The 13327-nt window shown below is 71.1% G+C and carries 9 protein-coding genes; 3 read left to right on the top strand and 6 right to left on the bottom strand.

Annotated features, from left to right (window positions below):
- Positions 1–3: 3 nt before the first annotated feature.
- Positions 4–588, bottom strand: coding sequence for a hypothetical protein (locus OG413_RS02165; RefSeq protein ID WP_266802651.1), 585 nt, complete (start codon positions 586–588; stop codon positions 4–6).
- A gap of 162 nt (positions 589–750) precedes the next feature.
- Positions 751–2244: a long-chain fatty acid--CoA ligase gene (locus OG413_RS02160; protein WP_266802649.1), complete on the bottom strand. Its 1494-nt coding sequence runs from the start codon at positions 2242–2244 to the stop codon at positions 751–753.
- A 163-nt stretch (positions 2245–2407) separates the two neighbouring features.
- Between OG413_RS02160 and OG413_RS02155 the strand changes: the two genes are divergently transcribed.
- Positions 2408–3802, top strand: a complete 1395-nt coding sequence (locus OG413_RS02155) for a CdaR family transcriptional regulator (protein WP_266802647.1) — start codon at positions 2408–2410, stop codon at positions 3800–3802.
- Here the strand turns inward: OG413_RS02155 and OG413_RS02150 are convergent.
- Together OG413_RS02150 and OG413_RS02145 are read right to left on the bottom strand one after the other, a co-directional pair.
- Entirely contained in the window at positions 3795–6104 is a 2310-nt protein-coding gene (locus tag OG413_RS02150; RefSeq protein WP_266802645.1) for an N-acetylmuramoyl-L-alanine amidase, read from the bottom strand. The two genes, OG413_RS02155 and OG413_RS02150, sit on opposite strands and share 8 nt — an antisense overlap.
- Positions 6105–6406: 302 nt before the next feature.
- Entirely contained in the window at positions 6407–7384 is a 978-nt protein-coding gene (locus OG413_RS02145; protein ID WP_266809825.1) for a terpene synthase family protein, read from the bottom strand.
- A gap of 711 nt (positions 7385–8095) precedes the next feature.
- Here OG413_RS02145 and OG413_RS02140 point away from each other — a divergent pair.
- The gene (locus OG413_RS02140) at positions 8096–9190 is read left to right on the top strand and encodes a 3-deoxy-7-phosphoheptulonate synthase (RefSeq protein ID WP_266802643.1); all 1095 of its coding nucleotides are present in this window, start codon (positions 8096–8098) and stop codon (positions 9188–9190) included.
- A gap of 45 nt (positions 9191–9235) precedes the next feature.
- On the opposite strand, the gene OG413_RS02135 is transcribed toward OG413_RS02140, so the two are convergent.
- Positions 9236–10450, bottom strand: a complete 1215-nt coding sequence (locus OG413_RS02135) for a cytochrome P450 (protein ID WP_266802641.1) — start codon at positions 10448–10450, stop codon at positions 9236–9238.
- An 891-nt stretch (positions 10451–11341) separates the two neighbouring features.
- On the opposite strand from OG413_RS02135, the gene OG413_RS02130 reads away from it, so the two are divergent.
- Positions 11342–11596, top strand: a complete 255-nt coding sequence (locus OG413_RS02130; protein WP_266802639.1) for a hypothetical protein — start codon at positions 11342–11344, stop codon at positions 11594–11596.
- Between the two features lie 335 nt (positions 11597–11931).
- On the opposite strand, the gene OG413_RS02125 is transcribed toward OG413_RS02130, so the two are convergent.
- Positions 11932–13314, bottom strand: a complete 1383-nt coding sequence (locus OG413_RS02125; RefSeq protein WP_266802637.1) for an L-serine ammonia-lyase — start codon at positions 13312–13314, stop codon at positions 11932–11934.
- Positions 13315–13327: the final 13 nt, after the last annotated feature.

The raw sequence follows: 13327 nt of genomic DNA, 5'->3' as shown, positions 1-13327 counted from the left end.
GCATCAGCCCTTTCGCAAGTCGACGGTCGAGGTGCCGTACGGATGGTGGGTGAGGGAGCCGTCGGGGTGCAGAACCTCGACCGGAACCGGTGATTCGATACGTACCCGCTCCGGCGTCGCGTCGACCTGGACCAGGCCCCCGGGGGTGGGCACCGCCCCGCGCGCCCAGGAGAGCCCGCCGAGCCGAGGGGCGACGCGTACCCGCAGGCAGCCGGGCTCGGCCGGGGTGACGCCGAGCGTGTGCACCAGCAGATCACGGCTGGGCGTGGCCGACCATCCGTGGCAGTACGAACCGCCCTCCCAGCACTCGCGGAACGCCGAGCCACCGCTCTCCAGCAGGGCCGTCCGGTCGTGGCAGAGCCCCTCGATACGGTCGGCCGCGCCCAGCGGCGCGAGCGCGTCGTGCACGACGTACCGGAAGAACGGCTGGGCGCCGAGATGGAGCAGCAGGAACGAGCTGATCGCGGTGGACAGCAGGATGTTGCCGAAGTTGCCCGCGAAGAAGCTCAACTCCTCTTTGGTGGAGGGGCGTTGCGATGCGGCCGGTGGCGCCGGGGCGGTGGTGGGAGGTCTGACGGGGACGGTCATGGCGGTGCGTACCTCCGGGGAGCGGCACGGGGGTGGGGGAGGCCCGGACGCGGTGCGGTCAGGTGGTGGCGGTGACGGCGGTGGTGGTCGTCGGGAAGCGGTGGGCGTCGGGCCCGGTTTACGCGCTCGGGTTCCGGCGGCCGTCAGGGGCCGGTGGCGCGCTCAGGACGTGGTGGCCGTCAGGGCCCGCTTGAGGACCTTGCCGGTCGGGCCGAGCGGCAGCCGCTCGGTGAACCGGACGATGCGCGGGTACTTGTGCCGCCCGAGCCGCTCCTTCGACCAGGCGATCAGCTCGTCCCCGGTGACCGGCTCCGCGTCCGGCCGGACCACCACGACCGCGCAGATCTCCTCGCCCCGCGCGTCGTCGGGCACCCCGATCACCGCGACCTCGCCGACCGCGGGATGCCGGATCAGGATCTCCTCTACCTCGCGCGGGTAGATGTTGAACCCGCCCCGGATGATCAGGTCCTTCTTCCGGTCCACGATGCTCAGGAAGCCGTCCGCGTCCCGCACTCCGAGGTCCCCGGTGCGGAACCAGCCGTCCACGATCGCCGCCGCCGTCGCCTCCGGGTCGTCCAGATAGCCCGCGAAGACACAGTGGCCGCGCACCACGACCTCGCCGGTCTCCCCGTCCGCCAGCAGCCGCACCGCCTCGTCCACCGCCGCGTCCGCGATCCCGATCTCCACGCCCCACACCGGATGCCCGACCGTGCCGGGGCGCCGGCCCAGATGCGGCTGGTTGAACGTGGCGGCCGGGGACGTCTCGGTCAGCCCGTACCCCTCCAGGACCTGCGTGGAGAAGGCCGCCTCGAACCGTTCCAGGACCGCCACCGGCAGCGCCGCACCGCCCGAGACCGCCGCCCGCAGCGTCAGCCCCCGTGCCGCCTCCCCGCTCAGGGCCGCCGCTTCGACCAGGGCGTGGTACATCGTCGGTACGCCCATGAAGACGCTCACGCTCTCGGCCGCCAGCGCCGTCAGGGCCGCCGTCCCGGTGAAGCGCGGCATCAGGACGAGCGTCGCTCCGGCCCGCAGCGTCGCGTTCATCGCGCACGTCTGGCCGTAGCTGTGGAACAGCGGCAGACATCCCAGCACCACGTCGTCCGGGCTCAGGTCCAGCAGGTCCGAGGTGATCACGGACGCGTTCATGACGATGTTGAGATGGGTCAGCCGCGCCCCCTTGGGGCGGCCCGTCGTCCCGCTGGTGTAGAGGATCACCGCGGTGGCGGCGGCCTCGGCGGGCTTGGCGGCGGTCAGCGGCTCACCGTCGGGGGCCCCGTTCAGGGCCCGCACCCCGGCCGCCCGCGCGGCCTCCTCGGCCACCGGCCACAGCGGCCCGGCACTGATCAGCGCCACCGACCGGCTGTGCCGCAGCACGTACGCCACCTCGTCCGCCACGAGCAGCGCGTGCACCGGGACCACCGTCGCCCCGGCGGCCAGCGCCCCGTAGTACGCGTACAGGAAGTCCGCGGAGTTCGGCAGCAGGACCGCCACCCGGTCGCCCGGCCGCACCCCGGCGGCCCGCAGCGCCCCGGCGCAGCGCAGGGACCGCGCCCACAGCTCCGCGTAGGTCAGACGCACCTCGCCGTCCACCACGGCGGTACGGCCGGGATACCGGCGGGCGGACTCGCCCAGGACAGAGGCGACGCTGAGAGACATGGCACGCTCCGGGAAACATGGAGTCAACACGGCTGATGTCCCTCAGAATCAGCCGTCCGTCCGTCTCCGCACAATGTGCAGGTGCCCACCATCCGCCCCGCTCACCTGGGCAGCGGCACCCGCAGTCGTGCGCCGGGCGCGGCATTCGCCTAATCTCCTGGCCATGGCGTCCGCGAAAGTCCCTCAGGGCCCACAGAGCCCGCAGGGCCCCCCGAGCTCCCGGACCTCGCAGGGGCCGTTGTCCGGCGGTGGCGAGGACATCGGTCTGCGGCACGACCTGGCCGCCGCCCTGCTGCCGGAGCTCGACGAGCTGACCCGCAGGGTCGTCGACGACATCCACGCGCACAGCGGTACGTACGCGGCGCAGAACCCCGTCAGCCGCGAGGACCTGTGGCGGATCTGCCGCGACAATCTGCTCAGCGCCCTGGAGGACTTCGGCGGACTGCCGCCCACCGGCGGCGACTTCGAGCAGGCGGCCCGCGAGACCGGACGGCGCCGCGCCGAGCAGAACCTCCCGCTGGACACCGTCCTCCAGGCGTACCGGCGCGGCGGGCGGGTGATGTGGCAGGTCATGGCGGAGTACCTGCGCGCGGGCACGGGACGCCGGGAGCAGGGACCCGGACACCGGGAGCCGGGGCCCGGACACCGGGAGCCGGGGCCCGGACACCGGGAGCCGGGCACGGTGGACCGCCGCGATGTGGAGCTCGATGTGGCGGGCGCCGTCTGGGAGACCATCGACCGGTACTCCCTGGTCATGGCCGAGTCGTACCGGCTGACCCAGCTGGAGATGCAGGGCCGCCAGGACACCCGCCGCGTCGCCCTCTTCGAGGCGCTGCTCGACGGGCGCGGCTCCGATCCGGCCGTCGCCACGGCGGCTGCCGCCGCGCTCGGCGTACCGCTGCACGACCGGTACGTGATCGTGGTCGCCGCCCAGGACCCGGCTGCCCCGCCCAACCCGGGACCCGTACTCGACGAGCACGGCCTCTGGTCCTTCTGGCGGCCGCGCTCGGGGCGGTACGCGGGCATCGTGCGCCTGGCGGCGGGGGAGTCGGGCATGCTGCTGGAGCTGCTGCGCGGGCGGACCGGGGCGACCGCGGGGGTGTCCCCGGAGTTCGACCGGCTCGACGGTGCGGGACGGGCGCTGCGGCTGGCCGAGCAGACGCTGCGCACGCTGCCCGCCAAGAGCGGTGAGGCGGCGGCGTTCGACGACCGGCTGACGGAGGTCCTGCTCACCGGGCGCCACGAGATCGCCGCCCGGATCGTCTCCCGGTACCTCGGCCCCGTACTGGACACGGCGGCCGAACGCGACGCGCTGCTCGACACCTTGCGCAGCTGGCTCGACAACGGCTGTTCGGCGGCGCGGGCCGCCGAACTCCTCTACTGCCACCGCAACACGGTCCTCAACCGGATCGGCCGGGTCGCCGAACTCACCGGCAGATCGGCCGAGTCGGGTGAGGACCGGCTGGGGTGGGCACTGGCGCTGCGCGCGCTGCCGCTGTCGGGCACCGGTGACGAACCGGCACCCGACGACGACTACTGGGACGGGACGCCTACTTGAGGTAGAGGAGCCCGTCCGTGGTGACGGTCGGGCGGCCCTTGGTACCGGCCACCACGATCTTGACGGTGTGCTTCGCACTGGAGGACCAGGACTTCGTCCAGATCGCGTCGCGGTACTTGGTGCTGGAGGACTTCAGGTCCACCGTGGCCACCTTGACGCCGTCCACATAGACGTACGCCATACCGGAGGTCGAGGCCCGGGAGACCACCCAGGCGGCCGAGCGGCCGGTGAACGTCCAGGTGAGGGCGGCGTTCTTGGTGCCGCTCGCGTACGACTTGCCGCCCAGGTAGCTGGACGAGGACTTCGTCGACCAGCTGCCGGACTTCTTCGCCGAGGACTCCTTGAGGATGACCGGAGTACCGGTGACCGAGGCGGCCGTCGTGTTGCCCGCGTGGTCGTACGCCGTCATCCTCCAGGCGGTCGCCACGCCGGACTTCGCGGTGTGCGAGGCGCTGACCGTCGTCGGACCGTACGTCTTCGCCGTGGGCGCGGTGAGCCTGACCTCCTTGAGAGAGGCCGTGTCGGTGGCCTTCCACTTCAGCGTGAGCGGGACGGCGGTGGCGTTCACCGTGCCTGTGCGCAGCGACAGGCTCGGCCCGGCCGGGAAGGCGGGCGGCGTACGGTCGGCGACGACGGTCGCTATCGGGGAGAGGCTGGTCCTCCCCGACTGGTGGGTGGCCCGGACCTGGATCCTGTGGCTGCCCGCGGCGAGCGTGGTCCCGGCCGAGGTGACGCTGCCCTTGGTGGTGGCCACGGACTTCCCGTCGACCAGCAGGTCGTACGCGGTGATGAACGCGGCGGGAGTGGATGCCGCCCAGCCGACGGTGATGTCCGACTTGGTGTAGTACGTGTCACCGGAGGCGCTTGCTCCGGTCACCGACCTGATGGCCAGACCGGTGACGGGACCTGCGGCGAGGCCGCGGATCGCGGAGAGCTGACCGTAGAGCTTGCCGCCGGGGCACACGGTGTTGAACCCGTCCCGGTGGCCGGAGATCCGCTGGAAGGAGTACTTCTTCCCGGCGGTGAACTTCGTACCGGCGTAGTTGTTGCCCGCCGCGCCCGCGGTCAGTGAGACCGTACCGGCGGGGTCGCCGCCGTACTGGCCGAGCTTCCACGCGGCGATCCGGGCGACCGAGGCGGTCGCGGCGCTCGCGGCCTTCGTGTCGGTGTACATCCCGATCACGGCGATACCGGCGGTGTCGCGGTTGAAGCCGTAGGTGTGCGCGCCCTGGACCGCCCGGTCCACACCGCCCGTACGGCCTTCGAAGATCTTTCCGCACTTGTCGACCAGGAAGTTGTAGCCGAGGTCCTTCCAGCCGTTCGACTTCACATGGAAGGCGAGCAGGCCGCGCACGATGGCGGGCGAGTCGGCGCAGGAGTAGCTGTTGGTCTGCGCGGTGTGGTGCACGAAGACGGCCTTGACCGAGGGCATGTACTCCGGGGACTCGTTGTTCAGCGACTCGTCCGCGCCCCACCCGGCGCGCGGGACGACCGGCGGTCGCGGCACCGTGGACGGCGGGGCGGGCGGCAGGGTCGCCGACGGCTCGGCGGTCACGGACGGCGGCTGCGAGGGAACCGGGGACGTCTCGCTCGGGCCCGGGTCGGAACTGGGCGTTCCGGGAGTCTCCGTCGTCGCGGAGGGGTCCGGTCCGGTGGTGTCGGTCTCGGACGGATCGGGCGGCGGCGGAGTGTCGTGCGTCTCCGTCGGCGCCGGGGCCCCGGTGGCCGTCGGGTCCTCGGAGGGCTCGACCGGTGCGGTGTCGACGGCGACGTACGCGGCCGGTTCGGCGGCCGGGGACGAACTCCCGCCGGGGTCCACGGTGTCCAGCCGCAGCCCCTTCGGGAGCCCCGCGGCCGCCCTGCCCTCCCCGGCGGTGACGCGGACCTCCACGCCGTTGGACGGACCGACCCAGCGGGGTTCGGTGGTGCCCCGGACGCCGGGGCGGCCCGCCTCGGTACGCCCGTCGATCTCCGTGTCCAGCGGCAGCCAGCCGGTCCAGCTGCCCGTGGCGGCGGACCGGGTACGTGCCTCGACCTCGCCCGGCACCTTGGCGGCCGGGTCGGTCCAGGTGACGCCGAGCATGCTGAACGGTTCGGTGCTGCGCTGCCGGAGGGAGGCGGAGCCGCCGTCCTCGGACACCTTCAGCGCGGTCTTGCGCACATCGGCCTGTGCGGGACCGGACTTGGCGTCGGGGTCCTCGCCCGTGGTGGGTGTGCCGGTCACCCCCTGGACGACCAGGACACCCGCCACGGCTGCCGTCGTGACGGCAGCCGTGGCCCATACTCTTCGCTTCGATCTCACGTGATTCCCCGGGAAACGTTGGTGAAAGGAGCGGCATTCCAGCAGGTCAGGTGCTGTGTGGGGGAACAGCGGTTCCGTCGGCCCGGCCGACGGCGACCTGTGGTTGTGCCGGTTTCAACAGTCTTCCATGCGATCGTCCCTGATCTGCCCTGTCCTGTCCCGACATTCAGGACTCGATCCGATCACCAGGGGAAAGGGCCCGGGATTTCCTCGGCGGGAAGTCCTCGGGCCCGTGAACGGCCGATGTCGCGCCCTCGGACCTTCAGGTCCTCCGGTCCACAGCTCCTCCGGTCCTCCGGTCCTCAGGCGGCGAAGTACCGCGACAGCGAGTCCCGCTCGTCCAGTTCCACGAGATCGGGACGGGTGTACCGCTCGGCGCGCGCGTGGTAGTCGAAGTCGCCCCGCACGAGCCCCCGGTAGTCCTGTACGCAGCGTTCCAGCGCGGCGCGGGTCCCGCCGCCGATGTCCGCCGCGTCGATTTCCTCGGCCAGTTCCTTTTCCGCCCGCTGTACCCGCTCGACGATCCGGGCAAGTTGAATCCCGGCCTCGTCCACGGCCTCCTGGAGGCTGGTTCCCCGGTCCCGCTGGATGAGCCGTACGGCGTTGTGCTCATAGCCGAGGGCGGCTTCCTTCTCGAACGAGCAGATGTCATTGCACAGCCCTGAATGATCGGTCACCGCGTTGCGCAGGGCGATGTAGGCGGGCAGGCTCCGGGCGGAATCCGGGAGGTCGATTCCGGCGGTGATCTCGTGCAGGCACAGGAAGGGCTGCATGGCCACCGAGTCCCGGCGGTGCTTCACGAAGTCGGCCCGGCTCGGGACCTGTCCGGCGGCCCGCTCCACCGCCTCGGCGTAGTACGTCCACAGCCAGGCGACGGTGTCCCGGCGGAACTGCCGTACCCAGCGCGGCGAACGGTCCCGGCAGGTCCGCTCGCGCAGTCCGTCCAGGGCGTGCTCCATGCGCCCGACCGGTACGGCTCCGTCGAACACGTCGACGAGCCGGGCGATCGCCTCCTCGCACATCCGCGGATCACGCCCGGCCGGACCGTCGTCGAACTCGTCGTCGACCAGGAACGCCCAGAACAGCCATTGGCAGAAGAGGTCGAGGTGACGCTGGGAGGCCCTGGGGAAAATGAGGGAAATCCAAAGTTCGGGGCGGGTCCGGATCATCTTTTTCCGGGCCGGCGGGGAAAGGAACAAGCCATGGGATTCCGCCCACTCCCAGGCGGCCCTCCTGGTTTCCGCGATGCCCGGATTGCACCCCGTGCTCTCGAACGGCATATGAAACGTCGGTAAAGCGATCTGGCTCATTTGGTGCCCCTCTACGGAACGGTAAGGAAGAACGGTGAGAGCGGGGGATTTCTCATGATCGCGCATGGGGCCGGCCCGGCGGAATGCGGGCGCCGGGCGCCCGCCACTCGTGGCCAAAGGCTCACTGTCCGAGGTGAGGCGGTCATCGCTGTCCTCTTTCCTCCGCCGGGGCCGGAGCATCGGAGCCGGATCCGCGAGCCGGTGGAGGCAATCGCGTCACCATGCGTGACCCCCAGTCAACCCCCTGTGGGTGATTGTGGGAAGCCTATATGTGACCGAAATCGCTTGATCGCCGCGAATCTCTGAACGTCTCTGAGCGGTTGGTGAACTTCTGAAACCCTTCAGGGCGCCGGGACCGGTGAGCCGCAAACCGGTCCGGCGGGCCCGTGGCTCACCGGTCGGGCAGGCTCGTGCTCATCGGTCCGGCGGGCCTCTGACCGGCCGATAACCCGTGTTAGGGTCCTCCGCATGTCTACGTTGTTCGGTTGGTATCGGCGCTTTACGCCGGCTCCGGGTGGAGCCGGTGGTCACATGCGCTGACCACCGACCAACCATCCGGAGCCAGCAGGGCAGAGACGATCCGTCTCTGCCTTTTCGTCGTTGAGGCGGCTGGTAGCGGGTGATGCGGACGTAGCACCGCAGGACCGGGACCCTGCCTCGGCACAGAGACAGGATCACCCCATGACCACGCCCACCACGGGCCCCCTGCGCACCAATGACCTGCGCGTCACCGGTTTCCAGCCCCTGATCGCCCCGTCCGCCCTGCTCGGCGACCTGCCGCTGGGCCCCACCCGCGCCGCTCTGGTCCAGGACAGCCGACGCGCCGTCGAGGACGTGCTCACCGGGGAGGACGACCGCCTGCTGCTGGTCGTCGGCCCCTGCTCCGTCCACGACCCGGCCGCCGCCCGGGATTACGCCCGACGCCTCGCCGCGGCCGTCGCCCCGCTCCACGAGGACCTGTGCGTGGTGATGCGGGTGTACTTCGAGAAGCCCCGTACGACACTCGGCTGGAAGGGGCTCATCAACGACCCCCACCTGGACGGGACGCACGATGTCCAGCACGGGCTGCGGATCGCCCGCCAGGTGCTGCTCGATGTGCTCGACACCGGACTCCCGGTGGGCTGCGAGTTCCTGGAGCCGACCAGCCCGCAGTACATCGCGGACGCGGTGACCTGGGGAGCGATCGGCGCGCGTACGCCGGAGAGCCAGGTGCACCGCCAGCTCGCCTCGGGCCTGTCGATGCCCGTCGGCTTCAAGAACGCGACCGACGGCGCGGTGCAGCCCGCCGTCGACGGATGCCGGGCGGCGGCGGGCGACCATGTCTTCTTCGGTGTGGACGAGCAGGGCTGCGGCTCCATCGTCTCCACGAGCGGCAACCCCGACTGCCACGTCATCCTGCGCGGCGGGCGCGGCGGCCCCAACTACGGCCCCCAGGACATCCGCGACGCCCTGAAGCTGCTGGCCGGGGCGGGCATGCCCGAGCGGCTGGTCATCGACGCCAGCCACGCCAACAGCGGCAAGGACCACCACCGGCAGGCGGAGGTCGTCGGCGAGATCGCCGACCGGATCGCCGGGGGCGAGGAGGGGATCGCCGGGCTGATGGTGGAGAGCTTCCTGCGCGAGGGCCGTCAGGAGCCGGGCCCCCTCGACACGCTCACCTACGGGCAGAGCGTGACGGACGCCTGCATCGGATGGGAGCGGACGGAGGCGTTGCTGGGCGAGTTGGCGTCGGCGGTGCGCCGTCGCCGGGCGGCACGGCGCACGTCCGCCGCATAGCGTCCGGCCGGGCGTGCGGGACCGGGCCGCCGGTTCGCCGAGCGGTCACAGGGTGACGGGCAGGGCCCGGAACCCGTTCGAGATGAACGACTCCAGGGGCACCAGGTCCCGCGGTTCCCCGGCGAGCGCCAGGCCGGGGAACCGTTCGAAGAGGGCGGGCAGGGCGATGCGCGCCTCGAGACGGGCGAGGGGCGCGCCCAGGCACATGTGTACGCCGTGGCCGAACGCCAGATGCCCGGGGGCGGGCCGGGTGATGTCGAAGTCGTCGGCGTCGTCGCCGTGCTGATCCGGGTCCCGGCCCGCCGCCGCGTAGGCGGGGAGGATGGCCTCGCCCCTGGCGATCGTCCGGCCGTCGGGGAGCGCGATGTCGTCCACGGCGAAGCGCAGGGGCAGGCTGGCCACGCTCGGCGCCCAGCGCAGGGTCTCCTCGACGACATCGCTCCAGGACGCCTCGCCCGCGGTGACGAGACGGAGCTGCTCGGGATGGGTGAGCAGGGCGTGCACGGCGTTGCCGATGAGATTCACGGTGGTCTCGAACCCGGCCGAGATCACCAGCCACAGGGTGTGCAGCAGTTCCTCCTCGCTCAGCCGGGTCCCGTCCTCGTCCCGGGCGGCGATCAGCACGCTGGTCATGTCCTCGCCGGGATGCGGGCGCTTGAGCGCGACCAGTTCGGTCAGCACCTCCTGGATCTCCCGCCACGTGGACGCGGACTCTTCCGGACCGATGTCGGTGTCGAAGATGCGGGCGATGACCGCCGCGGTACGGGGCCGCAACTGTTCGGGAATCCCGAAGAGGCTGCACATGACCCGCATCGGCAACGGGTGCGCGTACCCGGCGCGCAGATCGACCTCCCGCCCGGCCGGGACCGCCTCCAGGGTGTCCAGCAGCCGGCCGGCGATGCTCTCGATGTCACCGGTGAGGGCCTCGGTGCGCCGGGCGGTGAACGCCGGGGCGACGAGTTTGCGCAGCCTGCGGTGGTCCTCCCCGTACGCCGTGAACATGCTGACCACGCCGAGCCAGGTGTGCAGCCAGGAATCCGGGGTGATCTCCCCGCGCTGCCAGGTCGGCCAGTGGGTACGCGGGTCCTTGCTCACCCGGTCGTCGGTGAGCAGTTGCTTGAGCAGCGAGTGATGGGTGACGGCCCACGCGGTGATGCCGCCGGGCAGCGTCACGAGGGTCGCGGCTCCGGCCTTGCGGAGTCGTGCGCCCTCGGTGGGGATATCGCTGCCTGCCGGGTCGATGGCGAAAGGCACGTCCACGGAGTGGCTCCTGTCCCGGTCGTGGGGGGACCGGCGAAGGGGAAACGGGGAGGGGAGGGCTGGACGCCCGTCGATGACGGAGCGTCAATGTTCAGGCTACTGATCGGTTGCCCATCCGGCCGCGCTCGCCGGTGCATCGAGCACGATCGAAGAAGTGCCTCACCGCGGGCGAGGCTACGGGAGCGGGGCGTAACGGAGGGACGCGGAAAGGCATTGAGGGCCGGGGCACTCCCCCCACCGGCGGCCGGTACGGGGCGTCGTCCCCGACACGGCGGCGGACGCCGTCATGCCGATGAGCGGCACCGGAGCAGGTCGGGCGGCGCGCCCCGGCCCTTCGGCGGGCCGTGGACGCGACGGAGCCGTACGGACCGCCGAAGCCCGTCGCCCGACGGCCGGTCCGGCCGCGCGCCGTATGCGGAACCACCGGCCGACGGACGGCTTCGGACGGCTTCGGACGGCCGGAGCGAGTCTTCCCCACCGCCGCGCGCACGGATCCGGACCCGGCGGCCCGGAACGGGGGTGACGGACAGTCAGGGCCGTGAGGTTGCCTGGACATCGTGAGTCCGCCGCTCTCACTGCAAACACCGAGGCCAGATCCCCCGGATGCGGTCGCAGTACTGGCGCTGCGGGGAGTCTGCACCGCCCGCTTTGCACGGGTGAGCATCGAGACCCACTCGCCAGGACACGAGGCAGGCCGAGTGCGGCGGGGGGAGCCAACAACGCTCCCGCTCCAGCGAGTTGAGTCTTCAAGCGCCTTGTTCGGCAATCCCGGGTTCTCGTACATTGCGGCCCCTCAGAGGTAGCCCCGGGTGACCCGCCAACGAATGTCGTGATAGGAGGCGGGATTACGTTCCGGTCTCTCGGGCGACGCCTCACAACAAGGGATGCGACATGGCAATCGGAACCACCGACAGCCCTGCGACCCTCTATGGGCCGGTCTCGCTCGGCTTTGGCGTCGTCGCGTTGATCGCCGCGTTCGCCCTGGGCCTCTTCGGCATTCTTGCCGGCAGCCTCGCGATCACCTTCGGCGCCCTCGGCCTGATCGGCAAGGCCGACCGGACTCAGTGCGCCATCGGCCTCGCCACTGGCGCCGTCGGTGTGCTGTATCCGCTTTCTTTCCTCCTCGTCTTCACCGGCGGCTTCTGACTACCGCATCCTCCTTTGGTTCCAGCGGTTCCAGAACGTTGCACGTAGGCAGCGTTCACCGCATCGAAAATATCCGACAAGCTCGGCGGCGGACTGAAGGACGTAACCGGCTTCAGTTCGACGAGCGCCCAGGGCAAGATCCTTGAGGCCCAGGGCATTACCGCGGCGGTTGGCAAGGGCTTCGTGGAATTGTCCCGGAAGGGCTACGGCAACCGGCCCGCGCGACCCGTTCAGGTATTCCGACGCCCGCTCGCGGGGCTCCTGCCTGCCGAAATGATGAGGGAAGGCCCCGACCGCGCCGAAAGAAGCAAACGCGCTGGTCAGGGCCTATTTCCTCAGCACTCGATGATGTTCACCGCGAGCCCGCCGCGTGCGGTCTCCTTGTACTTGACGCTCATGTCGGCGCCCGTCTCCTTCATGGTCTTGATGACCTTGTCGAGGGAGACCTTGTGGCTGCCGTCGCCGCGCAGCGCCATCTTCGCCGCGGTGACCGCCTTGACCGCGGCCATGCCGTTGCGCTCGATGCACGGGATCTGGACGAGGCCGCCGACCGGGTCGCAGGTCAGGCCCAGGTTGTGTTCCATGCCGATCTCGGCGGCGTTCTCGACCTGCTCGGGGGAGCCGCCGAGGACCTCGGCCAGCGCGCCCGCGGCCATGGAGCAGGCGGAGCCGACCTCGCCCTGGCAGCCGACCTCGGCGCCGGAGATGGAGGCGTTCTCCTTGAAGAGCATGCCGATGGCTCCGGCGGCGAGCAGGAAGCGGACGACGCTGTCTTCCTTCTCGGCCTCGGTGCAGCCGCCGGCCGCGAAGTTGATGTAGTAGTGCAGGACGGCGGGGATGATGCCCGCGGCGCCGTTGGTGGGGGCCGTCACCACGCGGCCGCCCGCCGCGTTCTCCTCGTTGACCGCCATCGCGTAGAGGGTGATCCACTCCATCGCGTGGGCCTGCGGGTCGCCCTCGGCGCGCAACTGGCGGGCCGAGTTCGCGGCGCGGCGGCGGACCTTCAGGCCGCCGGGCAGGATGCCCTCGCGGGACATGCCGCGCGAGACACACGCCTGCATGACGCGCCAGATGTCCAGCAGACCGGAGCGGATCTCGTCCTCGGAGCGCCAGGCCCGCTCGTTCTCCAGCATCAGGGAGGAGATGGACAGGCCGGTGTCCCTGGAGAGCCGCAGCAGTTCGTCGCCGGTGCGGAAGGGGTGCTTGAGCACGGTGTCGTCCAGGACGATGCGGTCCTCGCCCACCGCGTCGTCGTCCACGACGAAGCCGCCGCCGACCGAGTAGTACGTCTTCTCCAGGACCGGGGCGCCCTCGTGGTCGTACGCGAAGATCGTCATGCCGTTGGCGTGGTACGGCAGGGCCTTGCGGCGGTGCAGGACCAGCTGTTCGTCGGCGTCGAAGGGGATCTCGTGCATGCCGAGCAGGTTGATCCGGCCGGTGGCGCGGATCTGCTCGACGCGGGCGTCGGCGCTCTCCACGTCGACGGTGCTGGGCGACTCGCCCTCCAGGCCGAGCAGCACGGCCTTGGGCGTGCCGTGGCCGTGGCCGGTCGCGCCGAGGGAGCCGTACAGCTCCGCCCGTATGGAAGCGGTGTGGGCCAGCAGGCCCTCGTTCTTCAGGCGGCGCGCGAACATCCGGGCGGCCCGCATGGGGCCCACCGTGTGGGAGCTGGACGGGCCGATGCCGACCGAGAACAGGTCGAAGACCGAAATGGCCACGGGATGACTCCTA

The organism is Streptomyces sp. NBC_01433 (genome assembly GCF_026340105.1).
In the GTDB taxonomy this organism is placed as follows: domain Bacteria; phylum Actinomycetota; class Actinomycetes; order Streptomycetales; family Streptomycetaceae; genus Streptomyces.
Note: the sequence above shows the minus strand (reverse complement) of the source record. Positions and strands in the feature narration are given on the sequence as shown.